14 protein-coding genes are annotated in these 13532 nt (G+C 65.5%); 12 read left to right on the top strand and 2 right to left on the bottom strand.

The features are described from left to right. The first annotated feature begins 3 nt into the window (after positions 1 to 3). The 12 genes from AC07TV_RS00660 (at position 4) to AC07TV_RS00605 (ending at position 11151) form a co-directional block, all read left to right on the top strand. Positions 4 to 1254: a beta-ketoacyl-[acyl-carrier-protein] synthase family protein gene (locus tag AC07TV_RS00660; protein ID WP_494646464.1), complete on the top strand. Its 1251-nt coding sequence runs from the start codon at positions 4 to 6 to the stop codon at positions 1252 to 1254. A gap of 18 nt (positions 1255 to 1272) precedes the next feature. Beyond that, positions 1273 to 1557, top strand: a complete 285-nt coding sequence (locus tag AC07TV_RS00655) for a phosphopantetheine-binding protein (RefSeq protein WP_494646463.1) — start codon at positions 1273 to 1275, stop codon at positions 1555 to 1557. After that, complete coding sequence (locus AC07TV_RS00650) at positions 1554 to 2249, top strand: COG4648 family protein (RefSeq protein WP_494646462.1); 696 nt, start codon at positions 1554 to 1556, stop codon at positions 2247 to 2249. Before AC07TV_RS00655 ends, AC07TV_RS00650 begins: the two co-directional genes overlap by 4 nt. After that, the gene (locus AC07TV_RS00645; RefSeq protein ID WP_494646461.1) at positions 2246 to 3631 is read left to right on the top strand and encodes an AMP-binding protein; all 1386 of its coding nucleotides are present in this window, start codon (positions 2246 to 2248) and stop codon (positions 3629 to 3631) included. Before AC07TV_RS00650 ends, AC07TV_RS00645 begins: the two co-directional genes overlap by 4 nt. Next, complete coding sequence (locus AC07TV_RS00640; RefSeq protein ID WP_494646460.1) at positions 3618 to 3923, top strand: ApeI family dehydratase; 306 nt, start codon at positions 3618 to 3620, stop codon at positions 3921 to 3923. The genes AC07TV_RS00645 and AC07TV_RS00640 overlap by 14 nt, the downstream gene beginning before the upstream one ends. Further along, the gene (locus AC07TV_RS00635; protein WP_494646459.1) at positions 3920 to 4831 is read left to right on the top strand and encodes a lysophospholipid acyltransferase family protein; all 912 of its coding nucleotides are present in this window, start codon (positions 3920 to 3922) and stop codon (positions 4829 to 4831) included. The genes AC07TV_RS00640 and AC07TV_RS00635 overlap by 4 nt, the downstream gene beginning before the upstream one ends. After that, positions 4828 to 5397 (top strand): LolA-related protein, encoded by a 570-nt coding sequence (locus AC07TV_RS00630; RefSeq protein ID WP_494646458.1) that lies wholly within the window; start codon positions 4828 to 4830, stop codon positions 5395 to 5397. Before AC07TV_RS00635 ends, AC07TV_RS00630 begins: the two co-directional genes overlap by 4 nt. Beyond that, positions 5394 to 7727 (top strand): MMPL family transporter, encoded by a 2334-nt coding sequence (locus AC07TV_RS00625; protein WP_494646457.1) that lies wholly within the window; start codon positions 5394 to 5396, stop codon positions 7725 to 7727. The genes AC07TV_RS00630 and AC07TV_RS00625 overlap by 4 nt, the downstream gene beginning before the upstream one ends. Positions 7728 to 7796: 69 nt before the next feature. Continuing rightward, complete coding sequence (locus tag AC07TV_RS00620; RefSeq protein WP_494646456.1) at positions 7797 to 8441, top strand: alpha/beta fold hydrolase; 645 nt, start codon at positions 7797 to 7799, stop codon at positions 8439 to 8441. Position 8442: 1 nt separating this feature from the next. After that, complete coding sequence (locus AC07TV_RS00615; protein ID WP_494646455.1) at positions 8443 to 9243, top strand: polysaccharide deacetylase family protein; 801 nt, start codon at positions 8443 to 8445, stop codon at positions 9241 to 9243. Then, positions 9240 to 9974: a class I SAM-dependent methyltransferase gene (locus AC07TV_RS00610; RefSeq protein ID WP_494646454.1), complete on the top strand. Its 735-nt coding sequence runs from the start codon at positions 9240 to 9242 to the stop codon at positions 9972 to 9974. The genes AC07TV_RS00615 and AC07TV_RS00610 overlap by 4 nt, the downstream gene beginning before the upstream one ends. A gap of 4 nt (positions 9975 to 9978) precedes the next feature. Then, a complete protein-coding gene (locus AC07TV_RS00605) occupies positions 9979 to 11151 on the top strand; it encodes a DUF1615 domain-containing protein (RefSeq protein ID WP_494646453.1) in 1173 nt (390 codons plus the stop codon). 42 nt (positions 11152 to 11193) lie between these two features. Here AC07TV_RS00605 and AC07TV_RS00600 read toward each other — a convergent pair whose 3' ends face one another. Next, complete coding sequence (locus AC07TV_RS00600; RefSeq protein WP_494646452.1) at positions 11194 to 12519, bottom strand: anaerobic C4-dicarboxylate transporter; 1326 nt, start codon at positions 12517 to 12519, stop codon at positions 11194 to 11196. Between the two features lie 182 nt (positions 12520 to 12701). Then, entirely contained in the window at positions 12702 to 13499 is a 798-nt protein-coding gene (locus AC07TV_RS00595; protein ID WP_494646451.1) for an alpha/beta hydrolase, read from the bottom strand. Between the last annotated feature and the right edge of the window lie 33 nt (positions 13500 to 13532).

Raw genomic sequence — 13532 nt, 5'->3', positions numbered from 1 at the left:
GCGATGAGCCAGCGGCGGGTGGCGATTACTGGCCTCGGATTGGTCAGTCCTTACGGTGGCGACCTCGCTGATTTCTTCACGCGCCTGTGCGCCGGCCAGTCGGCCGTCGGCTTCCTGCAGACCGACGATGTACCACGGCCGCTATCGATGCCCTTCGTCAGTTGTCCCGCTTTCGATCCCGATGTCGCGCTCGGCAAACCATTGGCCAGCATGATGGACCGCTTCGCCCAGTTTGCCATGGCTGCCGCCTTCAGCGCCTGGGACGACGCCGGCCTGCCCCGCAAGGGCGAAGGTGAAGACCGCGACGACTGGGGCGTGGCCTGGGGCACCGCCCTCGGCGGCACGATGGCCTACGAAAAAGGCTACCGCGAGCTGTGGCAGAAGGGCCGTGAACGGCTGTCGCCGCTGACCGTTTTGCTCGGCATGAACAGTTCGGCCAACGCCCACATTTCGATCCAGCTCGGGCTGGGCGGCGTCAGCATGAGCCACACGGTGGCCTGCGCCTCGTCGGCCATCGCCATCGGCGAAGCTTTCCGCCGCGTGCGCAGTGGCGAAGCGACGGTGATGCTGACCGGTGGCTCCGACGTACCGCAAGCCTACGGCGTAGCCCGCGCCTGGGAAGCCCTGCGCGTCATGGCGCCGGGCGATGCCGATACCTCGGCCACCGCCTGCCGGCCATTTTCGGCCGATCGCCACGGCCTGGTGCTGGGCGAGGGCGGGGCGGCGCTGGTTCTCGAAGACTGGGAGCATGCAGTCGCCCGTGGCGCCCGTATTCACGGCGAGATCGTCGGCTACGGCACGACTTGCGACCACAGCCATCTCGTCCGCCCGGAGGCCGAAGGGCAGATCCGCGCCATCCGGCTCACGCTGGCCGACGCCGGGTTGAACGCCGCCGACATCGATTATGTCAACGCCCACGGCACCGCAACGGCCGAAGGCGATCCGGTTGAAGTCGCTGCGCTGAAGTCCGTTTTTGGCGAGCACGCTGCATCGTTGCCGGTCAGCGCCACCAAGTCGATGCACGGCCACATGCTCGGCGGCTCGGCGGCCATCGAAGCCATCGTCACCGTCCTCGCATTGCGTGACGGGTCGATCCCGCCCACCGCCCATCTCGGCCAACTCGATCCGGCCTGTATCGGCGTCGACCACGTCACCACGGCCCGCCACGGTCAGCCGCTGCGCGCCGCGCTCTCCAATTCCTTCGCTTTCGGCGGCAGCAACGCGGTCCTCGCGTTCCGCGCCGTCGACCTGTAACCCCACGGATGTACCGCCATGTCTGAAGCCATTTCCCCGGAAATCATCGAAGCCCTGCTGCCGGAAGTCGCCGAGCTGATCGTCACGGCGCTCAATCTCGACATGCCGCCAGCCGAAATCGAGCCGGATGCCCCGCTGTTCGGCGAAGGTCTCGGCCTCGACTCGATCGACGTGCTCGAAATCGCCCTGGTCATTTCGAAGAAATACGGCTTCCAGCTCAAGTCGGACAATGAGGACAACCTGCGCATCTTCTCGTCGCTGCGCGCCCTGTCGGCCCACATCGCCACCCAACGGACCAAATGAGCCTGTCCCCGGGCCAGTTGCTGCGCGGCCTGGCCGTCGTCGTCTTTCTCGCCGTCTGGGCTTTCCTGGCCCACACCGGCAGCGCCGGCGAAGGCTCCGGCGATCTCTCCGTACTGCTCGGCATCTCCCCTATTGTCGCCGCCCTTGGCCTGTTGCTCTGGCGCAGCAGCCACCCGGCGCTGACCGGCACCGGCATTCTCGCCATGCTCGGCGCGCTGGCCTGGTATTGGCCAACCCTGCGCGAAAACATCGCGCTGCTTTTCTTCATCCAGCATCTCGGCACCAATCTGGCGCTCGGCACCCTGTTTGGGCGCAGCCTGCTCGGCGACGGCGAAGCGCTGATCACCCAGCTCGCCCGTGCCGTGCATCAGGGCGAACTATCCGAGCGCAAGCGCCTTTACACCCGGCGCGCGACGCTGGCGTGGACGCTGTTTTTCCTCGGCAATGCACTGATTTCAGCCATTCTCTGGCGGCTCGCCCCGCACACCATCTGGTCGATTTTTGCCAATCTGCTATCGGCCCCGCTGCTTGCCGCCATGTTCATTGGCGAACACATCTGGCGGGTCAAAGCCCTGCCGCCCGAAGAGCGGCCGAGCATCGCCCAGGTCGCCCGCGCCTACCGCATGCGCAACCAGCAGAAAGCGCCGGCGGCCGATCTCGAAACGCCGCAGCCCCCCGCCAATCCGTCATGAATACCGTACCACTGCTCGCCCACGGCGACCTCGACGCCGTGTTTGCCTGGACACCGGAAGGCCCGATCAGCGTCGGCGACTACCTTGCCGACGCCCGCCAGCTGGCCGAACAATTGCCGGCCACCGGCTATCTGCTCAACCTCTGCCACGACCGTTACCGCTTTGCCGTCGGCTTCGCCGCCGGCCTGCTGCGCGGCATGACCAGCCTGCAACCGTCGTCGCAGTCACCGGAAACCTTCCGCCGCCTGCAGGCCGAGTACGCCGGGCTGGTTTGCCTGTGCGACGGCGCCGCCGATACGCTCGACCTGCCGCGCCTCGACTTCCCAAGCGATTTTTCAGCCACTTCCACGGTCAACCGGAAAAAAGAGGCAAAAACGAAATCGGCCATCCCCGAATTTCCCGCCGACCATCTTGCCGCCATCCTGTTCACCTCCGGCTCGACCGGCCTGCCGCAGGCCCAGCGCAAAACCTGGGGCAAGCTGGTCGCCAACGGCCGCTCGGAAGCCATCGCCCTCGGCCTTGACCGCCAGCCGCACGCCATCGTCGGCACCGTTCCGGTCCAGCACAGCTACGGCTTCGAATCGACCTTCCTGCTCGCCCTGCATGGCGGCTGCGCCTTCTGGGCCGGCAAGCCGTTCTACCCGCAGGACATCGCCGGCGCCCTGGCCGCCGTGCCGCAGCCGCGCCTGCTCGTCACCACGCCTTTCCACCTCTCGGCGCTGCTCTCGGCCGAAATCGAGCTGCCGCCCGTCGACCTGCTGCTCTCCGCCACCGCGCCGCTGTCGACGACGCTGGCCGCTCAAGCCGAAGCCCGTACCGGCGCCCCGATGCGCGAAATCTACGGCTCGACCGAGTCCGGCCAGCTGGCCACCCGGCGCACCACCGACGGCGCCGCGTGGACGCTACTGCCCGGCGTCCGCCTCGAACAGGACGGTGACGACACCGTCGCCTGTGACGGCCACGTCGAAGGCCGCGTCGCCCTGTCCGACCTCATCGAACTGCTGCCCGACCAGCCCACGCAAGCCCTTCAACAGTTCCTGCTCCATGGCCGCCACGCCGACCTCATCAACATCGCCGGCAAGCGCACCTCGCTGGCCTATCTCAATCACCAGCTCGGCGCCGTACCCGGCGTCGTTGATGGCGCCTTCTTCCTGCCCGACGAAGAGGGTCCGGACGGCATCACGCGCCTCACCGCCTTCGTCGTCGCCCCCGGCCTGAGCGCTAGGCAAATCAGCGTCGAGCTGCGCCAGCGCATCGACGCCATCTTCCTGCCCCGGCCGCTCGTCCTCGTCGACGAGCTGCCACGCAACAGCACCGGCAAGCTGCCGAGGGCCGAACTGCAGGCGCTGTACACCGCGAAAGTCAGCCATGGCGGACGCTGAATATCGCTGGCTGGTCCCGGCCGACCACCCGGCCTTCGCCGGCCATTTCCCCGGCCGGCCCATCGTGCCGGGCGTCGTCCTGCTCGACCGTGCCATCCTGTTCGCCGAAGAAATGCTCGGTAAGCCAGGCCTCAACTGGCAGGTCGGCAACGCCAAGTTTTTCAGCCCGGTCGGACCTGAGGAAGCGCTTACTTTCTCGCTGATGACCAAGCCAAGCGGGGCCATTGCCTTCACCGTTCGTGCCACCGAGCGCGACGTCGCCTCCGGCAGCCTGACCCCCGCCGCGCCATGAGCCGGAAAGAGCCTCCCGACGCCGACTGGATGCGTCAGCAGGAACGCAGCAATCTGGCCATCCTCAAGCTGATGGTCTGGATTTCGCTGACTTTCGGTCGCCGGGTCGGTCGCCTCGTCCTCTACGGTATCGCCGCCTATTTTGTCCTGTTCGCCCCGCGCGCCCGTCGCTTCAGCCGCGACTACCTGCATCTGGCGCTCAACCGCTGGGCTGAATGGTCGGACGGCTTCCGCCACGTCTTCAGCTTCGCGAGCACGATCCACGATCGGATCTACCTGCTCAACGACCGTTTCGACCTCTTCGACATCGAGATCATCGGCAACGAAGCCGTCCAGAAAGTGGCCGCCGAGCACCCCGGCGCCTTGCTCATCGGCGCCCACCTCGGCAGCTTCGAAGTCCTGCGCGCCGTCGGGCGAGGGCAGCAAGGGCTCAAGGTAGCGATGATGATGTACGAGGAAAACGCCCGCAAAATCAATTCGACGCTTGAGGCGATCAACCCGGCGGCCAGTCAGGACATCATCCCGCTGGGCCGCATGGATTCGATGCTGCAGGCCCGCGACAAGCTCGACGAAGGCTACCTCGTCGGCATGCTGGCCGACCGCGGGCTGGGCGACGATGCTACGGTCGACTGCGATTTTCTCGGCAAACCGGCCCCGTTCCCGCTCGGCCCCTTCCGCATGGCCGCCATGCTGCGCCGCCCGGTTTTCTTCATGACCGGCCTCTATCTCGGCGGCAACCGCTACCAGCTGCATTTCGAGCCGCTCGCCGATTTTTCGCAGACGACGCGCGAAGAACGCGACACGGCGATCCATGCCGCCATGCAACACTACGCCGACCGTCTGACGCACTATTGCCATCTGGCACCGTACAACTGGTTCAATTTCTTCGATTTCTGGCAGAAAAAATGATCAAACGTCTCTTCGGCTGTCTTTTTCTGTTGGCTCTCGCCCTGCCGGCCACTGCTGCCTTCGATGTCGGCCAGCTGATGACCGATCTCGCCAAAAACAAGGGTGGCAAGGCCAAGTTCACCGAGAAGAAGTACATTTCGCTGCTCGACAAGCCCGTCGTCTCATCGGGCGAAATGAGCTACACGGCGCCCGACCGCCTCGAAAAACGGACGCTGGTGCCCAAGGTCGAAACCCTGCTGCTCGACAAGGACATGCTGTCCATCGAGCGCGAGAAGCAGAAACTCAGCATCAATCTGGCCAACCAGCCGGAAGCGCTGGCCTTCGTCGACAGCATTCGCGGCACGTTGTCGGGCAACCGGGCGGCGCTCGAGAAAAACTATGCCCTGCATTTATCGGGAAATGCCGACAAGTGGGTGCTCACACTACTGCCCAGCGACCAGAAAATATCGGCGCTGGTCCTGCGCATCACGGTCAGCGGCAGCAAGAGCCTGATCCGCAGCATCGAGTACCTGCAGGCCGACGGTGACCGTTCGGTGCTCAACATGGAGCCGATCGAAACCAAATGAGCGCGGCGGCCCGGGCCTTCCTGATCTGGCTGCTGGCCAGCATGGCCGGGGCAGCCGTGGTCTGGAACAGCCACTTTTCGGCCGATATGTCGTTTTTCCTGCCGGCCCGGCCGAGCGCCGCGCAACAGGTGCTGGTCGACCAGTTGAAAGAAGGCGTCGTCACCCGGCTGCTCATGGTCGCCATCGAAGGCGGCGATGCGGCGCAACGGGCGGCCGTTTCGCGCCAATTGGACGGTCGACTGGAAAAATTGCCCGAATTCGTCAGCGTCCAGAACGGTCAGGCCGGCAACCTCAATGCCGACCGCGACTTCCTGTTCCGCTACCGCTATCTGCTCAGCCCGGCCGTCAAGCCCGAACGCTTCACCGTCGACGGCCTGCGCGAGAGCATCGCCAACAGCGTCGATCTGCTCGCCTCACCGGCCGGCATGATGATCAAGCCCTTGCTGCCGCGCGACCCGACCGGCGAAATGATCGAACTGCTCTCCGGCCTCAACGCCGGCGCCCAGCCCTATGTGCAGGAGGGCGTCTGGGCCTCACGCGACGGCCAACGGGCCATGCTGCTGATCCAGAGCGCCGCCCTCGGCTCCGACACCGATGCCCAGGAACAGGCCATCGCCACCATCCGCAGCGAGTTTGCCGAGAGCGCCCGTGAGGCTGGCATCAGCGACGCCCGCATGGTGATTTCCGGGCCCGGCGTCTTTGCCGTCAAATCGCGTGAAACGATCAAGGACGAGGTCAGCAAGCTGTCAGCGATCAGCACGCTGGCCATCATCGGCGTACTGCTCTTCGTCTATCGCTCGGCCCGCCTGCTCAGCCTCGGCCTGCTGCCCGTGGTGAGCGGGGCGCTGGCCGGCATCGTCGCCGTCAGCCTTGTCTACGGGACGGTCTTCGGCATTACCGTCGGCTTTGGCGCCGCACTGATCGGCGAGGCAGTGGATTACTCGATCTATTATTTCGTCCAGTCCGGCCGGCTTGGTGCGGCTGAATGGCGGACGCGCTTCTGGCCGACCATCCGCCTCGGCGTGCTGACCTCCGTTTGCGGCTTCACCGCGCTGCTTTTTTCCGGTTTCCCCGGCCTGGCCCAGCTCGGCCTCTATTCGCTGAGCGGCGTACTGACTGCCGCACTGGTCACCCGCTTCATCCTGCCGGCGCTGGCTGGCAACGATCATCCGGTGCGCGACCTTAGCCACCTCGCATCACCGCTCAACGCAGGCATCCGGGCCATGCAGAGCCTGCGCTGGCCGGTCATTTTGCTCACGGTAGCGGCAACCACCGTCCTCGTCATCGACCGCCATGAACTTTGGCATCCGAACCTGTCGGCCCTGAGCACGGTCAGCGCCGAAGACACGGCAACCGACATGGCATTGCGTGCCGACATTGGCGCCCCGGATTCGCGCTACATGGCAGTGATTACCGCACCCGACCGCGAAGCCGCGCTGCAGGCAGCAGAGCGGGCCGGGCGACAGCTCGATGCGCTGGTCGCCCAGGGCATCATCGGCGGCTACGACAGCCCGGCCCGCTTCCTGCCCAGCCAGGCCATGCAGGCTGCCCGCCGGGCCAGCCTACCGGCCGGTGACGAATTGGCGGCGCGCCTGCAATTGGCGCAGGCTGATTCGCCGCTCGCCGCCAACAAGCTTGGCGCCTTCCTCGACGAAGTCGCCAGGGCGAAAGAGCAGGGCAGCATCACCCGCGAAACGCTCAACGGTACCAGTCTGTCGCTGGCCGTCGATTCGCTGCTCATGCAACGGCCGGATAGCTGGAGCGTGCTGCTGCCGCTACGCCCGCCAGCCGGCGACAAGAATGTCGAGATCAGGATCGAACCGGTGCGCGCCGCCCTGGCTGCCAGCGATGCGCTGCTCATCGACATGAAGTTCGAATTCGACCGGCTCTACAACGATTACCTCGACGAAGCGACGTTGCTCTCGCTGGCCGGTTTCGCCGCCATCGTCGCGCTACTCGCCGTCACACTGCGCTCCGCCCGCCGGCTCGGCGCCGTCCTGCTGCCGCTGCTGCTTGCCGTCATCCTGGTCATAGCCGGCGTCCATCTGGGGGGTGAACAGCTGCACCTCATGCACCTGATCGGCATGTTGCTGATCGTCGCCGTCGGCTCAAATTACGCACTGTTCTTCGACCGAGCCGGCAAGGAAAACCGGCTCGATGCGCCGACGCTGGCCTCAATGGCCGTCGCCAACCTGACCACCGCCATCGGCTTCGGCACGCTCGCCCTGTCCAGCGTGCCGGTCCTGCACGCCGTCGGCATCACGGTCGGCCCCGGCGCCGTGCTGGCGCTGCTGTTGGCGGCTTGTTTTTCCGGGAAAGACCGTGCATAGCCCGCTTTCCACGGTCAACCGCAAAAATGGGCCAAAAATGGAATCCCACGTTTCACGTGAAACCGCCGCATGAACGCCGCGCTCCGCACCCTGCGCCATGACGGTGGCGGCGACAGCCTGCTGGTACTGCTCCCCGGCGCCTACATGACGCCCGAACACTTCGCCGAAAACGGCTTTTTTGCCGATGCCAGCGTGCGCCATCTCAGGCTCGACATCGTTGCCGTCGATCTCGGCCTTGACGCCGTGTCGAGCGGCGAAGCGCTGCCGGCCGTCATCGAACAGATCCTGATCCCGGCCCGCGCCCAATATCGCCAAGTCTGGCTCGGTGGCATTTCGCTCGGCGGGTTGCTCGCGCTCTGCCTCAACGCCGACCATCCCGGCCTCGTCGACGGACTTTGCCTGATCGCCCCTTACCCCGGCAGCCGGCTGACCACCAACGCCATCAAGCGCGCCGGCGGCCTCGATGTCTGGGAGCCGACGGCCGTTGATCTGACCGACCCCGAGTGCCGCGCCTGGCGATGGCTCAAGGCGCCGCCGGCCAGCTTCCCGGTTTTCGTCGGCTACGGCACCGAGGATCGTTTCGCCGAGGGCATGCAGGCCATCGCCGCACGTTTCCCGCCCGCCGCCCGCTGCGCCTTGCCGGGCGACCACGACTGGCCGGTGTGGCGCGATTTGTGGGAACATTTCCTGAACCTTGGCCACTTCGCCGCCTGACATGCCGACGCCCTGGAAGCCGACCCTCGCCATCAAAGCCACGCTCGCGCTACATGCCGCAGCGGCCGTCGGCTGCCTGCTGGCACCGGCCTTCTGGCCGTGGGCCGTCGGCGCGCTGGTCATCAACCACGCCATCATCACGACGGCCGGCCTGCTGCCGCGCACGACGCTGCTCGGCCCCAACCTCAATCGCCTGCCGGATGACGCGGTCGCTCGCCGCGAAGTCGCCATCACCATCGACGACGGCCCCGACCCGGAAGTCACGCCGCGCGTCCTCGACCTGCTCGACGCCGCCAACGCCAAGGCCACCTTCTTCTGCATCGGCTGGCGCGCCCGCGAAAACCCGGCGTTGTGCCGCGAAATCATCGCCCGCGGCCATCGCGTCGAGAACCATGGTGACAGCCATTCCAAGGCCTTCGCCTTCTTCGGCCCCGGCCGCATGAAGGCCGATATCGCCGCGGCGCAAGCCACCTTCGCCGAAATCACCGGCCAGCTGCCACGCTACTTCCGCGCCACGGCCGGCCTGCGCAATCCTTTCCTCGACGCCGTCCTGCACAGCCTCGGCCTCAAGCTGGCCAGCTGGACGCGCCGCTCCTACGACACGCGCTGCGGCGACCCGGAGATCATCTTTCGACGCCTCAGCCGTGACCTCGGCCCCGGCGACATCCTGCTCCTGCACGACGGCCACGCCGCCCGCACGGCGGATGGCCAGCCGGTCATCCTCGCCGTGCTGCCACGCCTGATCACCGCGCTGCGCCAACATTCACTCAACCCCGTCACCTTGCCCGACGCCACATCATGACCAAGCGTTTCCTGCGCACCCTGCTCGACGAAGCCAGCCGCCCCTTCATCGGCGGCGGCCATTTCGCCTACCACTACTCGCGCGGCAAGCTGTCCTCCGACAGCATCTTCCGCGAGATCCTCAAGCGCGGCTTGTTCCCGGCCGAAGGCCGTTACCTCGACCTCGGCTGCGGCCAGGGCAGCCTGTTTTCCTGGCTGCTCGCCGCCCGCAAACTGTACGAAGCCGGAAACTGGCCGAAAGACTGGCCGGCCGCGCCCAAGGCCCTGAGCCTGCGCGGCATAGAACTCATGCAGAAGGACGTCGACCGCGCCGCCCGTGCCTTCGGCGCCGACCATCCGGTCCTGCGCATCGAGCAGGGCGATATGACCAAGGCCGATTTCGGCCAGGCCGACGTCATCACCATCCTCGACGCCCTACATTATTTTGATCACGCCCACCAGAAGGACGTCATCAAGCGCATCCGCGCCGCGCTGCCGCCGGGGGGGCTGTTCCTGACCCGGGTCGGCGATGCCTCGGCCGGCCTGCCTTATCACCTGTGCAACTGGGTCGACCACGCCGTCACCTTCGTCCGTGGCCACCGCCTGCCACGCCTCTATTGCCGGCCGCTGGCCGAGTGGATCGCCCTGCTCGAAAGCCTCGGCTTCATGGTCGAAACCGATCCGATGAACGACATCAAGCCCTTCGCCAACGTCATGCTGGTCTGCCGCGTTCCGGCCAATTCGCCGGCCTGATTCGATGCGCCTGGCCATCCTCTCCGCTGTCCTGCTGGCCACCCTGGCCGGCTGCTCGCTGTTCGAGGAAGGCGAGGAGGAGGGCGGGGCGCTGCCGTCCGACATGGCACGCCGCGCCGATGGCAAAACGGCCACGGCCTGGCCAACATCGCTGACCGAAGCCGATGTCAAAAAGCGCATCGTCCGTCTGATCCCGGGCTACGCCAGGGACCGCCAAGGCTGGGCTGACGACCTGCACAGCGCCTTCAAGGCCCTGGAAGTGCCGCACGCGACGCAAACCTATTGCGCCGCCATCGCCATCATCGAGCAGGAATCGAGCTTTCAGGCCGACCCCAGCGTGCCCGGCCTGCCCAACATCGTCCGCCGCGAACTCGAGAGCCGGGCCGGCCGCTACGGCGTGCCGTCGCTGCTCGTCAATACCGCGCTGAGCAAGAAGTCGCCGGACGGCAAGAGCTACAACGAGCGCATCGACGCGCTGAAAACCGAAAAACAGGTCAATGCGCTGTTCGAGGACATGACCGGCGAACTGCCTTTCGGCCGCCAGTTGTTCGCCGACTTCAATCCCGTGCGCACCGGCGGGCCAATGCAGGTCAGCATCGATTTCGCGACGCAGCAGGTCAGGGAGCGCAATTACCCCTACCCGATGGCGAAAAAGGTGCGCGACGAGGTGTTCACGCGGCGCGGCGGCGTCTATTTCGGCAGCGCTATCCTGCTCGATTACGAAGTGCCCTACGACACCATCGTCTATCGTTTCGCCGACTTCAACGCCGGCCGCTACAGCAGCCGCAACGCCGCTTTTCAGCTGGCGCTCGGCAAGCTCACGGGCAGGCCGCTGGCCCCGGATGGCGACCTGATGCGCTATGAAAACGGCCAGCCGGCAACCGTACCGAGCAGTGTCGAGGAAGCCGCCATCGGTATCGCCAAACAACTCGACATGAGCCGCCCGCAGATTCGCCGTGACCTGCTCCTCGAAAAATCCCCGGCCTTTGGCCGCAGCCCGCTCTTCAACCGCGTCTTCGAACTGGCAGAAAAAGGGGCCAAGCCGATGCGCCGCCAAGCCCTGCCGCAAATCGACCTGAAAAGCCCGAAAATCAGCCGCAAGCTGACGACAGAATGGTTCGCCCGCAAGGTCGAGGGGCGCTACCGGACCTGCCTGGGCCGGAGCAGCGGCAAGTAAGCCGCTGCCACGGTCAACCGGAAATATCGGCCAAAATCGAAATCAGAAATACAGCTGTGCCAGCCCGTAGGCGACGATGGTTGAGGTTATGACGCCGATCCAGCCGGGAATCATGAAGCTGTGGTTGAGCAGGTATTTGCCGATGCGCGTCGTGCCGCTGCGGTCCATGTTGATCGCCGCCAGATCGCTCGGGTAGAAGGCGAAGAAGAAGTAGGCGTAGCAGGAGGGCATGAGACCGAGCAGCAGTTGCGGGCTGAGACCGAGCGCCAGGCCGAAGGGCAGCATGATGGTCAGCGTCGCCGCCTGGCTCTTGACGAAGGCGGAGACGGCGAACATGGCCAAGGCGAAGGTCCAGGGCGCGTACTCGACCATGGTTTTGATGTTTTCAACGAGGAAAGCCTCGTTGGCCTTGACGAAGGTGTCGCTCATCCAGGCGATCCCGAAGATCGAGACGACGGCGATCATACCGGCCGTGAACACTTCCGACTTGGCGATGGCCGCCGCCTTGACGTCGGCGGCGAAGAGGATGAAGGCGCCGAAGGCGAGCATGACGAGCTGCACCACCGTCGTCATCGGAATCGGCTTGCCCTTGGCCAGCGGCAGCACGCTCGGGTAGAGGGCGAGGGCGACGATGGTCAGGATGCCGGTGAAAAAGAGCACGACCGACAGGCGGGCCGACTTGGGCAGGGTCTTGTCGAGCGTCGTCACCGACATTTCGACCGTGGCGCGGAATTCCGGGTCTTTCATGCGCGCCTGAAATTCCGGATCCTTGTCGAGATCGAGGCCGCGCTTCATGCTCCAGAAGGCCGCTGCCAGCACGCCGATCAGGCCGGCCGGCAAGGTCACCATGAGAATCTGGGCCAGCGTCACCGGGGCATCGGTCTTCGCCGTCATCGCCAGGAAAGTCGTCACGGCCGCCGCCACCGGGCTGGCCGTGATGCCCATCTGCGACGCGACGCTGGAAATCGCCATCGGCCGTTCCGGGCGGATCTTGGTTTTGAGTGCCACGTCGGCGATCACCGGCAGCAATGAATAAACGGCGTGGCCGGTGCCGACGCAGACGGTCAGCAGGAAGGTGGAGAGCGGCGCCAGAATCGTGATCTGCTGCGGATGCCGGCGCATCAGGCGCTCGGCCTGCTGGACCAGCCAGTCGAGCCCGCCGGCTACCTGCAAGGTTGCCGAAGCGGTGACCACGGCGAGGATGATGAGCATGACGGTAATCGGCGGCTCGGATGGTGCAACGCGGAAACCGAAACTGAGCACCGCCACGCCCAGCCCGCCAATCAGGCCAAGCGCCACCCCGCCACGACGGATACCGATCAGGATAGCCGTCAGAACCAAGGCAAACTGAATCCAGAAATCAAACATGGTGTTCCCCTTAAGCAAACCCTTATATGCTGCAGCGCAGCAATTTCAGGTCACTATGCCACAGGGGGATGGGCGACAACAGGCTGCAGACAAGGTAAATCTGGACGGCAGTTGACCTGCATCAGGCAAAGCAGCGCTTGCCACGGTCAACCGGGAAAAACGGCCAAAAATGAAATTGGCGATCAGCGACCCAGCATCCAGCCGGCGATCTGCCCGACCACCTCGCGCTCGATGCCATTGAAGCCGTGATAGGCCATCGCCTCGCACGGATCGCCCCGGCTCATGCCGTCGCGGAAGGACAGCAACTGCTGGCGCGGCAGCCCTTCCAGCCTCTGCATGAGCTTCGGCATGTCGCTGAAGGCGCAATGGCTGCAACCGTCCAGCTCATGATGGGCGACAAGCGTCGGAATGCTCAGCTTGTCGAGCGCCATGGCCGGCACCGCGGGCGCCTTCGGGTCGGTCAGAATGGTTGAGGTCAGGACCAGGCCATCCGGCCCGTCGGCCCGACTCAGGCGTGTCGCCACCGCGGCAATCGACTGCGTTCCCCGGCTGGTCCCGACCAGCCACACCGGCAAGCCCGCTTGCTGGCGCACCCAGGCGATCACCGCCTGGACATCCGCCGCATGCTCAGGCCCCTGGCGGTAGCCGGCCAGAAAGGGTGGCGATTGGCGATCCGACGGCGCGTCGATGACCACTGTCAGCAAGCCCTGATCGACAAACAGCTGTCGGCTGCGAATCAGGAAATTCCCCTTGCCCCAGCCAAATGAACCATCCGGCGCAATCTGCAAACCGCCATGCCCGCCGACGAAGAGAATGACCGCCGCCTTGGGTGTCGGCGGAGCGAGCACCAGCAGGCGCTGCGTGACGCCGGGGCGGGTTGGGATGTCGACGACCGTGGCCCCGGTCTGGCCGAAAGCCAGAGTAACGAAAAACCACAAGACCAGGCCCCGCCAGTTTTTCAGTAAGAGATGCATCTTCATGGCCCATCTTCCCGCGAAAAAATCATAACAAGT

The organism is Azonexus sp. GW821-FHT04F04 (genome assembly GCF_059420025.1).
Note: the sequence above shows the minus strand (reverse complement) of the source record. Positions and strands in the feature narration are given on the sequence as shown.

What these genes read in the sequence shown, in the direction of transcription:
- AC07TV_RS00600 (WP_494646452.1), bottom strand. Translation starts at nt 12,519, where the DNA reads ATGTTTGATTTCTGGATTCAGTTTGCCTTGGTTCTGACGGCTATCCTG.
- AC07TV_RS00635 (WP_494646459.1), top strand. Translation starts at nt 3,920, where the DNA reads ATGAGCCGGAAAGAGCCTCCCGACGCCGACTGGATGCGTCAGCAGGAA.
- AC07TV_RS00595 (WP_494646451.1), bottom strand. Translation starts at nt 13,499, where the DNA reads ATGAAGATGCATCTCTTACTGAAAAACTGGCGGGGCCTGGTCTTGTGG.
- AC07TV_RS00650 (WP_494646462.1), top strand. Translation starts at nt 1,554, where the DNA reads ATGAGCCTGTCCCCGGGCCAGTTGCTGCGCGGCCTGGCCGTCGTCGTC.
- AC07TV_RS00615 (WP_494646455.1), top strand. Translation starts at nt 8,443, where the DNA reads ATGCCGACGCCCTGGAAGCCGACCCTCGCCATCAAAGCCACGCTCGCG.
- AC07TV_RS00625 (WP_494646457.1), top strand. Translation starts at nt 5,394, where the DNA reads ATGAGCGCGGCGGCCCGGGCCTTCCTGATCTGGCTGCTGGCCAGCATG.
- AC07TV_RS00655 (WP_494646463.1), top strand. Translation starts at nt 1,273, where the DNA reads ATGTCTGAAGCCATTTCCCCGGAAATCATCGAAGCCCTGCTGCCGGAA.
- AC07TV_RS00605 (WP_494646453.1), top strand. Translation starts at nt 9,979, where the DNA reads ATGCGCCTGGCCATCCTCTCCGCTGTCCTGCTGGCCACCCTGGCCGGC.
- AC07TV_RS00660 (WP_494646464.1), top strand. Translation starts at nt 4, where the DNA reads ATGAGCCAGCGGCGGGTGGCGATTACTGGCCTCGGATTGGTCAGTCCT.
- AC07TV_RS00640 (WP_494646460.1), top strand. Translation starts at nt 3,618, where the DNA reads ATGGCGGACGCTGAATATCGCTGGCTGGTCCCGGCCGACCACCCGGCC.
- AC07TV_RS00630 (WP_494646458.1), top strand. Translation starts at nt 4,828, where the DNA reads ATGATCAAACGTCTCTTCGGCTGTCTTTTTCTGTTGGCTCTCGCCCTG.
- AC07TV_RS00620 (WP_494646456.1), top strand. Translation starts at nt 7,797, where the DNA reads ATGAACGCCGCGCTCCGCACCCTGCGCCATGACGGTGGCGGCGACAGC.
- AC07TV_RS00610 (WP_494646454.1), top strand. Translation starts at nt 9,240, where the DNA reads ATGACCAAGCGTTTCCTGCGCACCCTGCTCGACGAAGCCAGCCGCCCC.
- AC07TV_RS00645 (WP_494646461.1), top strand. Translation starts at nt 2,246, where the DNA reads ATGAATACCGTACCACTGCTCGCCCACGGCGACCTCGACGCCGTGTTT.